Origin of the sequence: Nonomuraea sp. NPDC059007 (genome assembly GCF_042740555.1) — a bacterium.
Lineage (GTDB): Bacteria > Actinomycetota > Actinomycetes > Streptosporangiales > Streptosporangiaceae > Nonomuraea.
On sequence record NZ_JBHYJD010000001.1, the window covers coordinates 442,115 to 461,175 of the forward strand.

Annotated in this window: 15 protein-coding genes; 8 read left to right on the forward strand and 7 right to left on the reverse strand. The window is 71.8% G+C overall.

The genetic code is table 11. The annotated features are described in order from the left end of the window. Nucleotides 1–2: 2 nt before the first annotated feature. The 6 genes from ACFWY5_RS01930 to ACFWY5_RS01955 are packed head-to-tail and all read left to right on the forward strand — an operon-like array spanning nt 3 to nt 6,567. Nucleotides 3–758: an ATP-binding cassette domain-containing protein gene (locus ACFWY5_RS01930; protein WP_379612427.1), complete on the forward strand. Its 756-nt coding sequence runs from the start codon at nt 3–5 to the stop codon at nt 756–758. Then, nucleotides 755–1,948 (forward strand): sugar ABC transporter permease, encoded by a 1,194-nt coding sequence (locus ACFWY5_RS01935; protein ID WP_379612428.1) that lies wholly within the window; start codon nt 755–757, stop codon nt 1,946–1,948. Before ACFWY5_RS01930 ends, ACFWY5_RS01935 begins: the two co-directional genes overlap by 4 nt. Further along, nucleotides 1,948–3,399, forward strand: coding sequence for an FGGY family carbohydrate kinase (locus ACFWY5_RS01940; RefSeq protein WP_379630300.1), 1,452 nt, complete (start codon nt 1,948–1,950; stop codon nt 3,397–3,399). Before ACFWY5_RS01935 ends, ACFWY5_RS01940 begins: the two co-directional genes overlap by 1 nt. Further along, nucleotides 3,396–4,961 carry an FGGY-family carbohydrate kinase gene (locus ACFWY5_RS01945; RefSeq protein ID WP_379630301.1) on the forward strand — a complete coding sequence of 522 codons (1,566 nt, stop codon included), beginning with the start codon at nt 3,396–3,398 and terminating at the stop codon, nt 4,959–4,961. The genes ACFWY5_RS01940 and ACFWY5_RS01945 overlap by 4 nt, the downstream gene beginning before the upstream one ends. Then, the gene (locus tag ACFWY5_RS01950) at nt 4,958–5,551 is read left to right on the forward strand and encodes a histidine phosphatase family protein (RefSeq protein ID WP_379630302.1); all 594 of its coding nucleotides are present in this window, start codon (nt 4,958–4,960) and stop codon (nt 5,549–5,551) included. The genes ACFWY5_RS01945 and ACFWY5_RS01950 overlap by 4 nt, the downstream gene beginning before the upstream one ends. Beyond that, entirely contained in the window at nt 5,548–6,567 is a 1,020-nt protein-coding gene (locus ACFWY5_RS01955; RefSeq protein WP_379612432.1) for a 2-hydroxyacid dehydrogenase, read from the forward strand. The genes ACFWY5_RS01950 and ACFWY5_RS01955 overlap by 4 nt, the downstream gene beginning before the upstream one ends. Here ACFWY5_RS01955 and ACFWY5_RS01960 read toward each other — a convergent pair. The 6 genes from ACFWY5_RS01960 to ACFWY5_RS01985 form a co-directional block, all read right to left on the reverse strand. After that, nucleotides 6,557–7,384 carry a carbohydrate ABC transporter permease gene (locus ACFWY5_RS01960; RefSeq protein WP_184960344.1) on the reverse strand — a complete coding sequence of 276 codons (828 nt, stop codon included), beginning with the start codon at nt 7,382–7,384 and terminating at the stop codon, nt 6,557–6,559. The two genes, ACFWY5_RS01955 and ACFWY5_RS01960, sit on opposite strands and share 11 nt — an antisense overlap. Further along, complete coding sequence (locus ACFWY5_RS01965; RefSeq protein ID WP_379612433.1) at nt 7,381–8,262, reverse strand: carbohydrate ABC transporter permease; 882 nt, start codon at nt 8,260–8,262, stop codon at nt 7,381–7,383. The genes ACFWY5_RS01960 and ACFWY5_RS01965 overlap by 4 nt, the downstream gene beginning before the upstream one ends. 49 nt (nt 8,263–8,311) lie before the next feature. Further along, entirely contained in the window at nt 8,312–9,610 is a 1,299-nt protein-coding gene (locus ACFWY5_RS01970) for an ABC transporter substrate-binding protein (protein ID WP_379612434.1), read from the reverse strand. 109 nt (nt 9,611–9,719) lie between these two features. Next, on the reverse strand, nt 9,720–10,499 hold the full coding sequence (locus tag ACFWY5_RS01975; protein WP_379630303.1) for an AMP-binding protein: 780 nt from the start codon (nt 10,497–10,499) through the stop codon (nt 9,720–9,722). Between the two features lie 392 nt (nt 10,500–10,891). Beyond that, on the reverse strand, nt 10,892–13,252 hold the full coding sequence (locus ACFWY5_RS01980; RefSeq protein ID WP_379612436.1) for a tetratricopeptide repeat protein: 2,361 nt from the start codon (nt 13,250–13,252) through the stop codon (nt 10,892–10,894). A 20-nt stretch (nt 13,253–13,272) separates the two neighbouring features. Further along, complete coding sequence (locus ACFWY5_RS01985) at nt 13,273–15,681, reverse strand: LuxR C-terminal-related transcriptional regulator (protein ID WP_379630304.1); 2,409 nt, start codon at nt 15,679–15,681, stop codon at nt 13,273–13,275. Nucleotides 15,682–15,822: 141 nt separating this feature from the next. Here ACFWY5_RS01985 and ACFWY5_RS01990 point away from each other — a divergent pair, with 141 nt between their 5' ends. Further along, nucleotides 15,823–17,688, forward strand: a complete 1,866-nt coding sequence (locus tag ACFWY5_RS01990) for an ABC transporter ATP-binding protein (protein ID WP_379612438.1) — start codon at nt 15,823–15,825, stop codon at nt 17,686–17,688. Here ACFWY5_RS01990 and ACFWY5_RS01995 read toward each other — a convergent pair. After that, a complete protein-coding gene (locus ACFWY5_RS01995) occupies nt 17,685–18,608 on the reverse strand; it encodes an aldo/keto reductase (protein ID WP_379612439.1) in 924 nt (307 codons plus the stop codon). The two genes, ACFWY5_RS01990 and ACFWY5_RS01995, sit on opposite strands and share 4 nt — an antisense overlap. 69 nt (nt 18,609–18,677) lie before the next feature. Between ACFWY5_RS01995 and ACFWY5_RS02000 the strand changes: the two genes are divergently transcribed. Beyond that, nucleotides 18,678–19,046 (forward strand): MerR family transcriptional regulator, encoded by a 369-nt coding sequence (locus tag ACFWY5_RS02000; RefSeq protein WP_379612440.1) that lies wholly within the window; start codon nt 18,678–18,680, stop codon nt 19,044–19,046. The last annotated feature ends 15 nt before the right edge of the window (nt 19,047–19,061 follow it).

Consider the following 19,061-nt stretch of genomic DNA (forward strand, 5'->3'; position numbering starts at 1 on the left):
CCATGCCCCCGATCCTCTCCCTGCGCGGGATCACCAAGACCTTCGGCGCGGTCGCCGCGCTCACCGACGTCGACCTGGACGTGCGCGCCGGCGAGGTCGTCGCGGTGGTCGGCGACAACGGCGCGGGCAAGTCCACCCTGGTCAAGGTCCTGTCGGGCGTCCACCCGCAGGACGGCGGGACGATCACCTTCGACGGCGGGCAGACGGCGATCCCCACCCCCGCCGCGGCCCAGCGGCTCGGCATCGCCACCGTCTTCCAGGACCTGGCGCTCTGCGAGAACCTCAACGTGATCGAGAACCTCTTCCTCGGCCAGGAGATCCGCCCGCTCCGGCTCGACGACGTGGCCATGGAGACCCGCTCGCACGACCTGCTCAAGCAGCTGTCGGCGAAGATCCCCAACCTGCGCGCGCCGGTCGCCGGGCTCTCCGGCGGCCAGCGCCAGACCGTGGCCATCGCCCGCTCGCTGCTCGGCGAGCCGAAGGTCATCATCCTGGACGAGCCGACCGCCGCGCTGGGCGTGGCCCAGACCGCCGAGGTGCTCAACCTCGTCGAGCGGCTCAGGGAGAACGACCTGGGCGTCATCATGATCAGCCACAACATGGCCGACGTGAAGGCGGTGGCCGACACGGTCGCGGTGCTGAGACTCGGGCGCAACAACGGCGTGTTCGACGCCGCCGAGGTCTCGGCCGAGGAGATCGTCGCCGCCATCACCGGAGCGAGCGACAACGTGGTGAGCAGAAGGGCGGCGCGCTCATGACCACAACCCTGCGGAAGCAGCGGCTCAAAGGCACCGTGGAGAACGTACGCGGCGGCGACCTGGGCGTGATCCCGGTCGTCGTCGGGCTGGTGGTGATCTGGACGGTCTTCCAGATCCTCAACCCGGTCTTCCTGTCCAGCCGCAACCTGGTCGACCTGGCCATGGACTCGGCCCCGGTCGGGATCATGGCGCTGGGCATCGTGTGCGTCCTGCTGGTGGGGCAGATCGACCTGTCCGTCGGCTCGGTCAGCGGCCTGTCCGGCGCGGTGCTCGCGGTGCTCTTCGTCGACCGCGGCCTGCCGGTCGTGGTCGCGATCCTGGCCGCGATGGCGCTGGGCGCGCTCATCGGTTACCTGTACGCCCAGTTGTTCAACCGCTTCGGCGTCCCGAGCTTCGTCATCACGCTCGCCGGGCTGCTGGCCTTCCTCGGGCTGCAACTGTGGGTGCTGCGCGGCAAGGGCGCGATCAACCTGCCCTTCGAGTCGGGACTGGTGAACTTCGCCCAGCTCAGCTTCGTGCCGCCGTGGCTGGCCTACGTGCTCGTGGCCGTGGCCGCCGGGTGGCTGTTCGTCTCGGGCTTCCTGCACGCCCGCGCCAGGCGCGACGCCGGGCTGCCCGCCCGGGGCCTGACCGGGCTGCTGGTGCGCAGCGGAGCGCTGCTGATCGGCCTCGGCGCCGTGGTCTGGTACCTCAACCAGGCCCGCGGCGTCGGCTGGATGTTCGTCCTGTTCGTGGCGATGGTGCTGGTCATGCACTACCTGCTCGCCCGGACGAAGTGGGGCAAGTCCGTCTACGCGGTCGGCGGCAACGTCGAGGCCGCCCGGCGCGCCGCGATCAACGTGAAGGCCACCTACACCTCGGTGTTCGTGCTGTGCAGCACGTTCGCCGCGGTCGGCGGCATCCTCATGGCCTCCAGGCTCGCCGCCGCCAACCAGAGCAGCGGCACCGGCGACGTCAACCTCAACGCGATCGCCGCCGCGGTGATCGGCGGCACCAGCCTGTTCGGCGGACGCGGCACCGCCTTCGGCGCGCTGCTCGGCATCGTCGTCATCCAGTCCATCTCCAGCGGCCTGACCCTGCTGAACCTCGACTCCTCGATCCGCTTCATGGTCACCGGGGCCGTCCTCCTGCTCGCCGTGATCGTGGACTCGGTCGCGCGCAGGTCGCGTACCTCCCACGGCAGGGCGTGATGGCGGCCATCTGCGTCGACGCCGGGACCACGGTGATCAAGGCGGTCGGCTACACCTCCGACGGGACCGAGTCCGCCGTGGCCCGCCGTTCCGTGGCCGTCTCCCGACCCGCCCCCGGCCACGCCGAGCAGGACATGGACGCGGTCTGGACGGCGGTCGCCGCCGTGGTCGCCGAGGTTGCGGCCGAACTCGGCCCGGTGGACTTCCTGGCGCTCACCGCCCAGGGCGACGGCTGCTGGCCGGTCGGCCGGGACGGCGCCCCCACGGGCCCGGCCATCCTGTGGAACGACGCCAGGGCCGCCGGGATCGTCGGCGAATGGAACCGTAGCGGCGTCTCCGAGCGGGCCTTCCGCGTCAACGGCTCCGCCCCGGCCTCCGGGCTGCCGAGCGCGATCCTCGCCTGGCTCTCCGCCCACGACCCGGACCGCCTGGCCCGCTCCTCGTCGGTGCTCAACTGCGGCGGCTGGCTGTTCGCCAAGCTCACCGGGCACCTGGCCACCGACTACTCCGCCTTCACCGACCTGCTCGCCGGGAGCTACTCCGCCGAGCTCCTCACGCTGTACGGCCTAGAGCACGCCGGACGGCTGCTGCCCGAACTGCGCCTGACCGACCGGGCCGAGCCGCTCACCCGCGCCGCCGCCGAGCAGGTCGGCCTGCCCAAGGGCACCCCGGTCGTCCTCGCGCCCTACGACATCGCCGCCACCGCGCTCGGCGCGGGCGCGGTGGCCGACGGGCAGGCCTGCGCGATCCTGGGCACCACCCTGTGCACCGAGATCGTCGTGGACCGTCCCTCGCTGGGCGGTGAGCCAGCAGGCATCACCGTCGCGCTCGGCTCCTCCTACCTGCGGGCGATGCCCACGTTCGCCGGCACCGAGGTGATCCACTGGGCCTGCCGCCTGCTGGGCCTCAGCGGTCCCGCCGAGCTGGCCGACCTCGCCGCCCGCGGCGCGCCCGGCGCGGGCGGGCTGGCGTTCCTGCCCTACCTCTCGCCCGCCGGTGAGCGCTCTCCCTTCGTCGACCCGCAGGCCCGGGGCTCCTTCCTCGGCCTGTCGCTGGAACACGGCCGCGAACACGTCGCCAGAGCCGTGCTCGAAGGACTGGCCCTGGTCATCGCCGACTGCCTGGCCGCCGCCGGTGGCTCGCCGCACGAGCTGCGGGTCTGCGGGGGCGGGGCGGCCAGCGCGCTGTGGGTGCGGCTGATCGCGGACACGACCGGGCTGCCCGTGCTCCGCTCCGCCGACGCGGAGGCGGGCGCGCGGGGCGCGTTCCTGGTCGGGCTGGTCGCCACGGGTGCCGCGCCGTCGACGGCACACGCCGCGGCCCAGCATGTACGGCCCGGCCGCCCCGTTCACCCAACCGGCTCAATCATGAAATTTCAGGACTTCATGGCCTTGCGGGAGGCCGCCTCGTCCACATGGCCGTTGCTGGCGGAGTTGCGGAGCCGTACATGAGTGTCTGGGTCGGGATCGATCTCGGGACGCAGAGCGTGCGCGCCATGGCCGTCACCGGTGACGGCGAGGTGCTCGGCACGGCCGCGCGCCCGCTGACCAGCCGCCGCGACGGGGACCGGCACGAGCAGGACCCCGAGCGGTGGTGGGATCAGCTCGCCGCCGCCTGCGCCGAGGCGCTCGCGAACGTGGAGCCCGCGCGGGTCGCGGGCGTGGCCGTGGACGCCACCTCTGGAACGATCCTGCTCACCACCAAGGACGGCGCACCGGTCACACCGGCGCTCATGTACGACGACCGGCGCGCGGCCGCGGAGCTCGACCGGGTCAACGACGTGGGCGGGCAGGTGTGGGCGCGGCTGGGGTATCAGCGGATGCAGGCCAACTGGGCGCTGCCCAAGCTGCTGTGGCTGCTGCGCTCGGCCGGGCCCGGCGTCCGGCTGGCGCACCAGAGCGACTTCGTCACCCGCCGCCTGGCGGGCGAGCCGGTGGCCACCGACCTGAGCAACGCGCTGAAGACCGGCGTGGACCTCATCGCCGAGGACTGGCCGACGGCGGTCATGGACGCGCTCGGGGTGCCGCCGGACGTGCTGCCCCCGGTGGTGCGGCCGGGGGCGCGGATCGGGAGCGTGTGCGCGCGGGCCGCACGCGAGACCGGCCTGCCGGAAGGCACCCCGATCCTGGCCGGTACCACCGACGGCTGCGCGGCCCAGCTCGGCGCGGGCGCGATCCGGGTGGGCTCCTGGAACTCGGTGCTCGGCACCACGCTCGTGCTCAAGGGCGTCACCCGCGACCTGATCCACGACCCGCTCGGCGTCGTCTACTCCCACCGGGCCCCGGACGGCTCCTGGCTGCCCGGCGGCGCCTCCAGCACCGGCACCGGCGTCCTGTCCGCGGCGCTGCCCGGCCGCGACCTCACCGCCCTCAGCCGCGAGGCCACCATCCGCGACCATGCCACCCGCAGGAGCACGGACCGGGAGCGCACGGGCCGCAAGAGCGGGGACCACGCACGCGCGGGCCGCGGGAGCGCGGACCGCGAGGGCTCCGGCCTGGAGGGCTCGGGCCGGTGGAGCGGGAACCAGGGGCGTGCGGGACGGTCGGTTCCGTCGGTGATCTACCCGTTGGTCTCGCCGGGAGAGCGCTTCCCCTTCGCCGCCGCGGACGCCCGCTCCTTCACCCTCGGCACTCCCGCCGACGACGTCGAGACCTACATGGCGATCCTGCGCGGCGCGGCCTACGTCGAACGGCTCTGCTTCGACTACCTCGACCTGCTCGGCGCCCCCGTGGACGGCGAGATCATCCTGACCGGCGGCGCCACCAGGAGCGCCTACGGCAACCAGTTGCGCGCCGACGTGCTCGGCCGCCCGGTGACGCTGCGCGAGACCGCCGAGCCCGCCCTCGGCATGGCCGCCCTGGCCGCCTCCGCCGATCTGGCCAGGACCAGGGAGATCGTCGAGCCGCGGCCCCGCGACGCGGAGCCGTACCTGCGATTCGTGGAGGAGCTGCGCGCCCGGGGCTGGCTCGACGAGCGGGTGGCCCGCCACGCGACGGAGAGGACACGAGCATGACCCTGCTGCTGGCCAGGCACGGCGAGACCATCTGGCACGACGGCAACCGCTACGCGGGGCTCAGCGACGTCGCGCTGACCCCGCGCGGCGAGGAGCAGGCGCGCGAGCTGGCCGCCTGGGCGAAGGACGCGGACCTGAGCGCCGTGTGGGCGTCCACGCTCAGCCGCGCGAAGATCACCGCCGCGGCGAGCGCGACGGCCGCCGGGGTGCCGCTGCACGTGGACGAACGGCTGCGCGAGCTCGACTTCGGCCAGGGCGACGGCCTGACCGCGGCCGAGATGCGGGAGCGCTTTCCCGAGGCCCGCGCGGCCTTCGAGGCCGACCCGGCCGCCAACCCGCTGCCCGGCGGGGAGGATCCGGCCGCGGCGGCCAGGCGTTTCCTCGCCTGCCTGCGGGAGATCCCGCCCGGCCGGGTGCTGGTCGTCGCCCACACCACCGCGATCAGGCTGGCGCTGTGCGCGCTGGTCGGCCTGCCGCTGGGCGCCTACAGAAGGGCCTTTCCGAGGCTGGACAACTGCGCGATCACGGAGATCGACCTCAAGGGCGCGATCCTCCGCTATAACGCACCTACTTCCTGGAGCCGCACGTGACTGTCCGTGTGCTCGCCGCCGGCGATCACTTCGTACTCAACCGCCTGCTCGTGGCGGCCATGCGCCGCGAGGTGCCCTCGGGACTGGCGGTCGGGGAGCTGACGCTGCCCTGGCCGGTGGTGCCGTTCGGCCCCGTGGGCGAGGTGCGGGAGGCCTCCGACGTCGAGGACTCGCTGATCGAGGCGCTGCGCGGGGTCGAGGTCTGCGTCACGCAGATGGCGCCGCTGACCGAACGGGTGCTGGCCGAGGCCAAGGACCTCAGGCTGTTCTGCGTCACCCGCGGCGGTCCGGTCAACGCCAACCTGGCCGCCGCCACGAAGGCGGGCGTCGCGGTGACGTTCGCGCCCGGCCGCAACGCGGTGGCCACCGCCGAGCACACGGTGGCGCTGCTGCTCGCGGCCACCCGCCGCATCCCGCAGACGCACGCCGACCTGGCCGCGGGCGTCTGGCGCGGCGACTACTACGTCTACGACAACGTCGGCCCCGAGCTGGAGGGCAGCACGGTCGGCCTGGTCGGGTACGGCGCGATCGGCAGCCGCGTGGCCCGCATGCTGCGCGGGTTCGGGGCCGAGGTGCTGGTGCACGACCCGTACGTGGAGCTGGAGGAGTCGGTGGAGCTGCCCGAGCTGCTGGCCCGCTCGCGGTTCCTGTCGCTGCACGCCCGCGCCACCCCCGAGACCGACGCGATGATCGGCGCCGCCGAGCTGGCCGCCCTGCCGCGCGGCTCGGTCGTGGTCAACTCCGCCCGCGGCTCCCTGCTGGACTACGACGCGCTGTGCGACGCGCTGGAGTCCGGCCACCTGTTCGGCGCGGCGCTGGACGTCTTCCCCGAGGAGCCCATCCCGGCCGGCTCGCGCCTGCTCACCACGCCCAACCTGGTGATGACCCCGCACCTGGCCGGCGGCAGCAAGCAGACGGCGGCCAACGCCGCGCGCATCGCCGCCGAGGAGGTCGGCCGCTACACGCGCGGCGAGCCGCTGGCCCACCTGGCCAACCCGGAGCTGCTCAGCCCTTGAGCGCGCCCGCCATCAGCCCGCGCATGAAGAAGCGGCCGAGCAGGACATAGATGATCATCGTCGGGATCGAGGCCAGGATCGCCGCCGCCATCTGCTGGCTGTACGGCGTGGCCTGCGCCCCGGCGATGTTGTTGAGCATGACGGTCGTCGGCCAGCTCCTGGGCCCGGTGATGAACACGGCGAACAGGAAGTCGTTCCACAACGAGGTGAACTGCCAGATGATCACCACGGCGATGGCCGGGCCCGAGACGGGCAGCACGACCGACCAGTAGGTGCGCAGCATGCCCGCGCCGTCCACCCGGGAGGCCTCGATGAGCTCGTCGGGGATGGTGACGTAGTAGTTGCGGAAGATCAGCGTGCAGATCGGGATGCCGTAGACCACGTGGGCGAGGATCAGCCCCGGCAGGCCGCCGTAGAAGACGCCCTGGACGCCGAAGAGGTCGTTGAGACCCACCAGCAGCTCGACCAGCGGGATCATCACACCCTGGTAGGGGATGAACATGCCGAACAGGAACAGCGTGAACAGCAGGTCCGCGCCGGGGAAGCGCCACTTGGACAGCACGTAGCCGTTCATGGAGCCCAGCGCGCACGACAGCAGCGAGCCGGGCACCGCGAGGAGCACGCTGTTCCAGATGCCGGGGGCCAGCTTCTCCCACGCCACCCGCCAGGGCTCCAGCGTCCAGGTCTGGGGCAGGGCCCACGCCTGTGACGGGTCCGCCTCGGTGAGCGGCTTGAAGCTGGTCGCCAGCAGGACGTAGATCGGGATGAGGAAGACCACCACGAAGGCGAGCAGAAGGGTCAGGCGCACGGCCTTCATGAACGCCTGTCCTTCCGTACGGTCCAGATGAGGTAGGGGATCACGAAGATCGCAACGCTGAGCACGATGTACGTGGCGATGGTGGCGCCCTTGGCCGGGTCCTGGGAGTCGAAGACCGCCACCCACATGAAGACCGCGGGCACGTCGGTGATGATCTGCTTGCCGGACACCGCCACGATCAGGTCGAAGACCTTGAGCGAGATGTGCCCGAGGATGATCAGCGCCGACAGCGTGACGGGGCGCAGCAGCGGCAGCACGATGTGCCGGTAGACGCCCCACTCGGTGCAGCCGTCCACCCGGGCGGCCTCGCGCAGTTCCTCGGGCACGCCGCGGAAGCCCGCCAGGAAGAGTGCCATGACATATCCGGACATCTGCCAGATGGCGGGGATCGCCATCGCGGCCATCCCCCAGTCCGGGTCACGGAACCACGCCCACTGCGGCAACCCGATCGTGTCGAACAACCGGTTCAGGCCGACCGCCCGCTCCCCGGTGCCCGAGTTCATGAGCCACCGCCACACGATGCCGGTCGCCACGAACGAGATCGCCATCGGGAACAGGTAGATCGCCCGGAACGTGCCCTCGCCCCTGATCCCCTTCTCCATGAGGAAGGCCAGGAACCAGCCGAGCAGCAGCGCGCCCAGCACGAACACGACCGTGAACAGGATCGCGTGGTTGACCGAGAGGTGCCACCTCTCCAGGTCCCAGATGTCGATGAAGTTCTTCAGCCCGACGAAGTTCCCCTCGGCCACCTCGCTGTGCTTGTCCGTCATGGCCAGCTGGACGTTCCAGCCGAGCATGCCGTACACGAAGACGCCGATCGCCACGATGGACGGCGCCACGAGGAGGAGCCCAGGCAGCCAGGTGCGTGCCCGTCTCACAACCAGTCCTTTCCAAAGGGGGTACGGCCCGGCCGTACCCCCTCTGATGTCACTGCGCGTTGGCCATGGCCGCGTCGGCCAGACCCTTCTGCAGCGCTGCCACGTCCTGCTTGCCCAGGTAGAGGCCGACCTGCTCGTTGATCGCCGTGAGCCACGGCTGGCTGACCGCCACGCCGTGCTGGACGGAGCCGGCCAGCTTGTTGCCCGACCAGTCCTTCAGCGCGTCACCGAGGTAGTCGGTGTACAAGGCGGCGTCGGCGTCCTTGCGGGCCGGGATGGAGCCCTTCTTCGGGTTGAAGGCGTCCTGGCCCTCCTTGCTGGCCGCCACCTTCAGCCACGCGAGCGCGCCCTCACGGTTCTTGGCGCCCTTGGGCAGGGTGAAGCTGTCCGACAACCACAGGTAGGTGCCCTCGGTACCGGGCGCGGGCGCCCAGTCGAAGTCGGTCTTCGACGTCTTGCCGAGGCCGCCGTCCGGCGGGTTGTGGAAGTAGCCGTAGGCCCAGTCGCCCATGATGTTGAACGCCGCCTGGCCGTCGGCCACCTGCTTGGCGGCGGGCTGCCAGTCGTCCTGCGGGTCACCGGCGAACGACATGATCGTCTTGAAGTTCTCCAGCGCCTTGGTCACCTCGGGGGCGGCCCAGTTGGCGCCCGGCTTGAAGAGCGCGTTGTAGCCGTCGGTGCCCAGCGAGCCGAGCATGACGTTCTCCAGCAGGTGGGTGACCGTCCACTCCGAACCGATCGAGAGCGGGATCTTGCCCTTGGCCTTGACCTTGCCCAGCGCGGCGATGAAGTCCTCGATCGTCTTCGGCGCGCCCGCGACCCCGGCCTCCTTCAGGACCGCCGGGTTGAACCACAGCACGTTGGAGCGGTGGATGTTCACCGGCACCGAGTAGATCTTGCCGTCCACGCTGATCTGCTCGACCAGCTGGGCCGGGTAGACGTCCTTGAGCTTCAGCTCGTCATACAGCGAGGTGAGGTCCTCCAGCTGCCCGGCCTTGATGTAGCCCTGCAACTCGGCGCCCGCGTGACCCTGGAAGGAGTCCGGCGGCTCACCGCCCTGCAGCTTGGTCTGGAGCAGAGCCTTCGCCTTGTCCCCCGAACCGCCCGCGACCGCGGCGTCCAGGAACTTCAGGTTGGGGTTCTGGGTTTCAAATATCTTCCGCATCGCCGCCAGACCGTCGGCCTCACCGGGCCCGGTCCACCAGGAGAAGACCTCGACGTCGCTCGACGCAGCCTTCGTAGCGCCATCGGTGGCCTGGCCTGCGGGTGTGTTCCCACCGCCACAGGCGGTCACTCCGAGCAGGCCAGCCATCGTGATCGCGACGGCTGCCAACCACCGTCGTCGCATCGCACACCGTCCCTTCGAGACCCCCGAACGAACTCAGGTTGACAACGTTGTCAGTAGGGCCATCAACCCACTTCGCCCGCGGCGACGTCAAGGCATGCGCGATAACAGCTCAGAGACGTTCGAACCCGCCGCCCGGTCCGGTCACGACCGTGACGCCGAAGTCGTGCTTGGTGCCGGGCAGATCCGCGGCGTCCGACATGGCCGCCGCCACCACCAGCGCGCCGCTCAGCACCGCCAGCCCGACCAGCGCGATCAGATCGCACCCGTCATCGGGCTTCCAGGTGGCCAGAACCACGTCGGACTCGGTCAGCTTCACCCGCTCGTCCAGCTCCGCCATCCGCGCCAGCAGCTCCGGCTGGCCCATCCGGCGTCCGCCGGACAGCACCAGCGCGTCCTGCAGCCGGGCGTCGATCGACGGTAAGGGCGTCGGCTCCAGGTTCAGCAGGTCCTCGAAGTCGATCGTGTCGACCACGGAACCGAAGGCGATCACCTGCCGTACCCGTGACTCCTCCACCGCCCGCAGCGACAGCGGCGCCAGGTCCGGCGTGGTGATCAGCGTCCGCGCGTCACACTCGGAAAGCCGCTCGGCCAGTTCCGCCCCCGACAGGCGCGGGTCGAGCGGCGCGGCGACGCCTCCGGCCGCGAGCACCGTGTGGACGGCCAGCGTCTGGGCGCAGGCCGTGCTCACGTGGACGCCCACGACCTGCTCACGCCTGGCGCCCCTGCGTACCATCCCGGACGCCGCCCTGGTCACCTCGGTGACCAGCCTGCGATAGCTGTACACGAGGCCGCCGTGGAGATCCACGAGCGCCGGCCGGTCCCCTCGTTCGTAGGCCCGGCCGAACACCTCGTTGGTCACGGTGCCCGCAGACGAGACGATCGGCTTCATGCTTAGGACGGTACGGCGGGCATGCGTACCGCAGCATCCACCGATGTATGTATACCGATGTGCATTCACCGGGTTCCTCGACAGTTCGTCAACCGAATCCGTTGCGGGGCGGGCTCGAGCCCTGCGCGGCTCGAGCCCGCTGTCGCGTGCCCCAGACCAAAACCCCCACCCCTCCGAGGAGGCCCTGATCCGTGATGGGCACGCGACGCTCCCGGCGGACCGGCCGGGCGCGCCTCCGGTGTGGGCACCCCGGAGCACCGGGGTTCGGAGGTTGGCGCCGGTCGGCCGATCACATGGCAAACGCTAGGCCGACCGGGAGCGCGGCACATGCACTGAGATGGCCATTCGAGGATGTATCCGCCGGTGCGGAAAGATGTGTAGAGAGGTTGCGCTCAGCGCTGCTCGATGACCCAGGCGGCGATCTGTGTACGCGTCCCGAACCCCAGCTTGGCCAGGATGTTCGCCACGTGCCGCGCCGCCGTCGCCGGGCTGATGACCAGCTCGTCGGCGATCCCCTTGTTGCTCAGCCCCCGTGAGACCAGCTCGGCCACTTCCAGCTCCCTGGCCGTCAGCTTGCTGTCCTGGCCCATCGGCACCACCGGCACGTCGGAACGCTCGGGCAGGGTGCCGTCGAGCGCGCACCGCACCGCGTCGTCCGCGCTCATCGCCGCCCCCTCCGCCCACAGCTGCGCCACCAGCGCCTCACCCAGGCTGCGGCGCGCGGGCGCGAGGATCTCCTCCTCCCGCGCCTCGGGACGGCGCTCGCGCAGCGCCACCGATGCCGACATCAGCAGCACCGCCCGCCGTTCGTCGCCCTCGGCCACGAGCAGCCCGGCCCACGCCTCCAGCCTGCGGGCGATGCCCGTGCGCAGGCCGGCGTCCCGGCTGAGCTCCAACGCCTCGGTCAGCCGCGCCCGCGCCTCGCGCAGGTCACCCTGCTCCAGCGCCACCCTGCCGAGCCCGGCCAGGCAGCTGATGGTCTGCTGGCGGGCGTCGACGTGGCGTACCAGGCGCAGGCCGCTCTCGTAGTGGCGCTTGGCGGTCGCGCTGTCGCCCACCCGGCGCGCGACCTGGGCCAGGCCGATGTGGCCGTTGGACAGGCCCCAGTGGTTGTCGAGCCGCTCGCACAGCGCCAGCACCTCCTCGAAGGCGCGCCGCGCCTCGTGCAGCCGGCCGTCGTGCAGGGCCAGGCCCGCCCTGGCGCCCTGCGCGATCGAGGCCAGGATCGCGTCGCCGCTCTTGGCCGCCACTTCCAGCGCCTGCCGCAGCGGTTCCTGCTCGCCGGAGGTCTGGGCGCGCAGGATCATGCCGACGGCCTCGCCGTAGCTGTCGCCGGCGGACCTGCACATCCCGAGTCCGGTACGCGCGCACCGCGCCGCGGTGGCGAGGTCGCCGCTCTGTACGGCCAGCTCGCCGCGGAGCACGGTCGCCTGCCCGAGGAGCCCGAGGTCGCCGGTCTCGGTCGCCAGGAGGCGGTCCAGAGGCCCGGCCAGGCCGAGATTGCGGCCGCTCGCCACCAGCATGTAGCGCATGTCGGTGAGCATCCTGAGCGCGACCTCCTGGCGGCCGATCGCGATCGACCAGTCCAGCGCCGCGCCGATCTCGGTCTTGAGGCCGTCGAAGAGGTTGCCGAAGCGCTCCATCACCGCCCAGGACGTCCGCGCCCCCGGCGCCACCGCCTGCTTGAACTCCACCGCCAGCCGGGCCATCGCCGCCAGGTGCGCCCGGCGCAGGTCGATCTCCTCGTCCGTCTGGGACAACTGCTCGACCGCGTACTCCCTGACGGTCTCCAGCAGCCGGTAGCGCGCCTCGCCGGCGATCTCGCCGTCGACCACGACCAGCGACTTGTCCACCAGGTCGCACAGCCGGGCGAGCACGTCCTCCTCGGGCAGGCCCTCGCCCTGGCAGACCCACTCGGCCACGTCGAGGGTCCAGCAGGAACGGAAGACCGCCAGGCGGCGCAGCAGCAGGCGCTCCTGCTCCGACAGCAGCCGGTAGCTCCAGTCGACCGCCGCCCGCAGCGTGCGCTGGCGCGCGGGGGCCGTACGGGCTCCGGCCGACAGCAGGCGGAAGCGGTCGTCGAGCCGCTCGACCAGTTGCCGCAGCGACAGCGCCCTGACCATGGCCGCGGCCAGCTCGATCGCCAGCGGCAGCCCGTCCAGCGCCCGGCACAGCCCTACCACCTGCGGCAGCACCTCGTCACTCAGCTCGAATCCGGGGCGGACCGCGGCCGCCCTGGCGTGGAAGAGCCGCACCGCCTCCGAACGCCGCGGATCGCCGGCCAGCGACAGCGGCGGGACCCGCCAGACCGTCTCGCCGGGCACCCGCAGCGGCTCCCTGCTGGTGGCCAGCACGGTCACCCCCGGGCAGGCGCCGACCAGGTCGCGCGAGAGCTCGGCGCACTCGCCCACCAGTTGCTCGCAGTTGTCGAGCACCACCAGCACGCGGCGCTCGCCGATCCGCTCGGGCAGGGGCGTGCCCGGGTCGGCGGCCAGCCCCAGCGCTGCCGCCACGTGGTCGGCCACGCTCGCGTCGGCGCCCAGGTCCGACAGGTCGACCAGCCGGGCGCCGCCGGAGAAGCGCGGCGCGAGCCGGGCCGCCAGCCGGATCGCCAGACGCGTCTTGCCGATGCCACCCGCGCCGCACAGCGTCACGACGCGCGCCACGTCGAGCAGTTGGGCCAGCTCGTCGACGTCCGACTCGCGGCCGACGAAAAGGTTGGGCTCGGCGGGGAGGTTCCACGCGGTAATCATCACTCTGAGTGTGACATCGACTACTCGTTCATACCATGCTCGATCGCCCAGGTGGCCACCTGGGTCCTGGAGGTGAAGCCGAGCTTCGCCAGGATGTTGCTGACGTGCCTGGCCACCGTGGCCGGGCTGATGACCAGTTCCTCGGCCAGTTTCCTGTTCGACAGGCCCCGGGCGATGAGGCCGGCGATCTCGCGTTCGCGCTCGGTCAGGGTGCCGTCGGGCGCCACCGGGACCGGGATGCCCAGGAGGGGGCGCACGGGGGGCTCGCCGCGCACGGCGTACTCGATGGCCTGGTGCCAGGGCAGCGTGCGGCCCTCCGCCCACAACTGCGCCACCATCGTCTCCCCCAGCGCGCGCCTGGCGGGCGCGAGGAGCTCCTGGATCCGCGCGCCGCTCATGCTGAGCAGCAGCGCGCCGCCCATCCGCTCGCGCAGCGCCGAGGCCGCCGCCATCAGACGTACGGCCCGCACGTGCTCGCCCTCGCGCAGCGCCAGGTCGGCGAAGCCGTCGACCAGCTCGACCGCGACCGCCCGCTGGCCCAGGCCCGAGCTGAGCGCCAGGCTCTCGGCCAGCCGGCGCCGCGCGGTGTCGAAGTCGCCCAGCTCCGTGGCGATCCGGCCGAGCCCGGTCAGGCAGCGGATGCGCTCGCCCCGGTGGTCGATCGGGTCGAGCAGCTCCTGCGCGTACTGGTAGTGGCGGGCCGCCGCCTCCAGGTCGCCGCGGGAGTGGGCGATCTGGGCCAGGCCGATCACCGCCAGCGCCATCCCCCAGTCGTTGGCGTCGCGGTGGCTGTCGATCATCTGCTCGTACAGCCTGGCCGACTCCCTCAGCTGCCCGGCGACCTGCGCGTGCAGCGCCCTGATGTAGGTCACGAGCGAGCGTACGTACTCGTCGCCGGCCTTGCCCGCCAGCTCGGCGGCCCGGTCGAGGGTGATCTCCTCGTCGCCGGCGCCCACCGCGCACATCATGATGATCGCGAGCGCCTCGCTGATCAGATGGCCGCTGGCCCGGCCCAGGCGCACCGCCTCGCGGCCGTGGCGTACCACGCCGACCGCGTCACCGCCGAAGAAGCAGACCACCGACCTGATCGCCAGCGCGTGCGCCACCTGGCCGGGCATGACCGTGTCGGCGTCCTGCAGCAGCTCGTCGATGTGCCTGGCCGCCTCGTCGAACCGGCCGCCCGCGATGATCACCCACTGCAGGTCCGTGCACATGCGCAGGCCCCGCTCCACCTGGCCGGTACGGCGGGCGTACCCCAGCCCGGCGTACAGGTTGGGCTGCATGGCGTCGATGACCAGCGCCCGCCGGGTGATCTCCGGCCAGTGGCGCCGGTCGCAGGTCGCGATCAGGTCGCCCAGCCGCTTCGAGACCAGGAACACGCACTCCAGGTGCCGCTGCCTCAGCTCCTCCTCGTCGCCCGACTCCTGCAGCCGCTGCCTGCCGTAGTCGCGTACCGTGTCGAGCATGCGGTAGCGGATCTCGCCGCCCGCCTCGCCGTCGGCCAGCACCAGCGACTTGTCGACCAGCTCGGCCATCGTCGCCAGCACCTCGTCGGCGGCCAGTCCCGGGCACGGGCAGGTCAGCTCGGCCAGCTCCAGCGTCCAGCCGCCGCGGAAGGCGGTCAGGCGCTGCAGCAGCAGCTGGGCCGGGGCGCTCAGCATCCGGTAGCTCCACTCGACCGTGGCGAGCAGCGTGCGCTGACGGGCGGGCGCCGAGCGCGAACCGCTGGTCAGCAGCTTGAACCGGTCGGACAGCCGCGACCTGATCTGCTCCACCGACAGCACCCTGGTCATCGCCGCCGCCAGCTCGATCGCCAGCGGGATGCCCTCCAGCTCCGCGCAGAGCGCGCTGACCGCGGCGTCGTCCTGGGCCGTCCAGGTCAGCCCGCCGCCGGCCACCGACCGGTCGACGAACAGCCGGACCGCGTCGCTGCCGCCGCCGGCCACCGGCAGCAGAGAAAGCGGCGGCACCCGCCAGACCGTCTCGCCCAGCACCCGCAGCGGCTCGCGGCTCGTGGCCATCACCCGCAGGTCGGGGCAGGCGCCCAGCAGGTAGGTGCACAGTTCGGCGCAGTCCTCGATGAGGTGCTCGCAGTTGTCCAGCACGAGCAGTTGCTTGCCGCCGCCGACCGCCGTGGCCACCGCCTGCGCGGGGTCGCCGTCGGGCGGCACCTGCACGCCCAGCACCGCGGCGACGCGCTGCGCCAGCAGGTCACCGCAGTCGAGGTCGGCCAGCTCCACCAGCCAGACGCCGTCGCTGAACACCTCGACCGCCTCGTGCGCCACACTCAGGCACAACCGCGTCTTGCCGATGCCGCCGGTGCCGCACAAGGTCACGACACGCACCGCCATCAGCAGGCGCAACAGCTCATCCAGGTCGGACTCCCTGCCGATGAACGCGTTGGGAACCGTCGGAAGGTTCGTGGGCACCGTCGTTACTCCTCGCGGGGGGCGGGCAACAGCACTACCGACAGTGTTACACCCGTCACGCAGAATTTGGGGCCAGCCAGACCAGGCTTATCTGACCGCGGGCCAGATCGGATTGTCAGTGCCCTGCCGCACACTTCATACATGGCCGACGACGCGCTGGAAATCGGCGAGATCACCATCTCCGACTGGCACGCCCACACCGACAAGATGGCCGAGGCCGGATTCCTCACCATCGCCAGGCGGCTGCCCTCGCTCATCGGGCAGGCCATGCGGCTGGCGTGGCGGGCCAGCCCGCGCGACACCGTCGCCACCGTCTCGCTCAACCTGCTCGGCGGGGTGTTCACCGCGTTCGGGCTGCTGGCCACGACCGGGGTGCTGACGGCGCTGTTCAGCGACGGTCCGACGCCCGACCGGGTGGTGGCCGCGCTGCCGAGCCTGGCCCTGGTGGCGGGGGCGGCGGCGATGCGCACCGCCGTACAGGCGGGGGCCGGGTGGGCGCAGTCGCGGCTCGACCCGCAGGTGAGCCGGCTGACCGAGGAGCGCCTCTACGGCCTGACCAGCAGGGTCGAGCTCGCCGCCTACGACGACCCAGACTTCCACGACGCGCTGCAGCGGGCCAGGCTGCGCGGCGTGGCCATGGCCGACTCGGTGGTCACCTCGGCCATCGACGTGGTCACCGCCGCGGTGGGGCTGCTGGCGGTGGCCGGCGTGCTGGGCGTGCTGCATCCGGTGCTGCTGCCGTTGCTGCTGCTGGCCGTACTGCCCGACGCGTGGGCGGCGGTGCGCAGCGCCCGCATGCGCTACACCACCCTCTACACCCTCATCCCGGCCAACCGCCGCAAATGGATCATCGCCGAGCTACTGGCCAACCGGCAGCCCGCCGCTGAGGTCCGCTCGTTCACGATGCGCGGCTTCCTTCTGCGCATGTACGACGCGGTCGCCCGCGCCGAGCAGGAGGTTCTGCTGCGCCTGGCCAAGCGCCAGACGCTCACCCGCGTCGTGGGCGAGTCCCTGGGCGGCCTCGGCAGCGGCCTGGTCTACGTGGCGCTCGGCGTCCTGCTCGCGCTCGGCTCCATCCCGCTGGCCGTGGCCGGCACCGCGGTCCTGGCCATCCGCCAGGGCCAGTCGTCGCTGGGCAATCTCATGTACGCCACCAACCGCCTCTACGAGGAGGGCCTCTACTTCACCGACTTCCTCGACTTCTGCGACGACGCCGAGCGCCGCCTGGCCAAGCCGCGCCCGGTGGAGGCTCCGGCGTCCTTCGCCCGGATCTCCGCCCAGGACGTCACCTTCGCCTACCCGGGCTCCGGCGACCCGGCGCTGCGCGGCGTCTCCATCGAGGTCAACGAGGGCGAGGTCATCGCGTTCGTGGGTGAGAACGGCTCGGGCAAGACCACGCTCGCCAAGATCCTTTCCGGCCTCTACGAACCCGACTCGGGCAGCGTGACCTGGGACGACGTCGACCTGCGCGACGTCGAGCCCGAGGCGCTGCGGCTGCGCACCGCGGTCATCGCCCAGGACCACACCCGCTGGCCCCTGACCGCCCGCTACAACATCACCATGGGCACCGGCAAGGGCGAGGAGGCGCTTGACGCCGCCGCCCGGGTGGCCGGGGCCGACGAGGTCATCGCCGACCTCCCCCACGGCTACCGCACCCTGCTCGACCGCCGGTTCAAGGACGGCCAGGAGTTGTCCGGCGGCCAGTGGCAGCGCATCGCCGTGGCCCGCGGCTTCCACCGCGACGCCCCGCTGCTGATCTGCGACGAGCCCACCGCCGCCCTCGACGCCCGTGCCGAGCACGCCCTGTTCGAACGTATCCGCGACCACGCCGACGGCCGCACGGTCCTGCTGATCACCCACCGGCTGGCCAGCGTCCGCTACGCCGACCGCATCTACGTCCTCGACCACGGCAAGGTCGTCGAGGCCGGCACCCACGCCGCCCTGATGTCGCTGAACGGCCTGTACGCCGACCTCTACACCCTGCAGTCGTCGGCCTACCGCGACTAGACGGCGGCGTCGAGGCGGTCCTTCTGGGCCGGGTCGAGGCTCAGCGCGGTGGCGCCGATGGCCTCCTCCAGCTGGGCGAGCCGGGTGGCGCCCACGATCGGCACGTGCCCGTCGGCCAGCAGCCAGGCCAGCACGACCTGGTTCGGGGTGGCGCCCAGCTCGGCGGCCACCTCGCGCAGGACCGCCAGGCGGCGGGTGGTGCCGGGGTGGTCGTAGGACTCCGGCAGCGGCCGGTCGGCCCGCCCGGTGTAGGAGCCGGACATGAGCGTGTTGTAGGCCCACAGCGAGATCCCGGTGTCGGCCGCGTGTTCCAGCGTCTCCTCGGTCACCAGCACGTGCGCGCTCTCGGCCTGCAGGGTCTGCGGGCGCGGCCGTAGGTAGGTATGGCGCAGCTGCAGGTGGGTGTACGGCATCCAGCCGCGCCCCGCCGACAGGTTCCTGGCCCGCTCCAGCCGCCAGGCGCGCATGTTGCTGGCCCCGAGAGCGCGGATCTTGCCGTCCTCGGCCAGCGCGTTGAACGCCCCCAAAGACTCCTCAAGCGTGACGGAAGCATCATCAATGTGCGACCAATACACATCGATGTAGTCGGTCCGCAATCTCGTGAGGCTGCCCTCGGCCGCCTTCGCGATCGCCTTCGCCGACAGCCCTTCCATCGAGTCGAGCGTACGGTCACCGGCGACCGTCGGCCGGGCGCCGGCCTTGGTGCTCAGCACCACCCGGTCCCGGTTGCCCCGCGCGGCCAGCCACGCCCCGATGGCCGTCTCGCTCTCGTCCCCGGTGCACCCCTCCACCCAGAAGGGATAGTTGTTGGCCGTGTCGATCATCGTGCCGCCGGCCTCGGCGAACCGGTCGAGCAGTGCGAAGGTGTCGTCCATGGTGACGGCGGTGCCGAAGCCGATCGTGCCCAGTGCGAGTTTCATGGCGATGACTGTGGGTCCTGGAGCCCACTCCAGGTCAAGTTTGACCTGGAGCCCACTCCAGGTGGGACGATGGGTCGCGTGAGCGTCTACACACCGTCGGAGGTCGTCGAGGAGACCGGCTTCAGCCTCGACACCCTGCGTTACTACGAGAAGATCGGGCTGCTGTCCGGCATCGAGCGCAACTCCGCAGGCCAGCGCCGCTTCACCCAGCAAGACCTCGGCTGGCTGAACCTGATCCGCTGCCTGCGCGACACCGGCATGCCCATCGCCGGGATGCTGCGCTTCGCCGACCTGGTCCGCCAGGGCGAGCACACCGTCGCCGAGCGCATCGAGCTCCTCGAAGAGCACGACCGGCGGGTCAAGGAGCAGATCGCCAACCTCGCCGAGCGGCAGAAGTACATCCACCACAAGATTTCCTACTACCGCAGCGTCCTCTAGCCCTGGCTTGGGTTT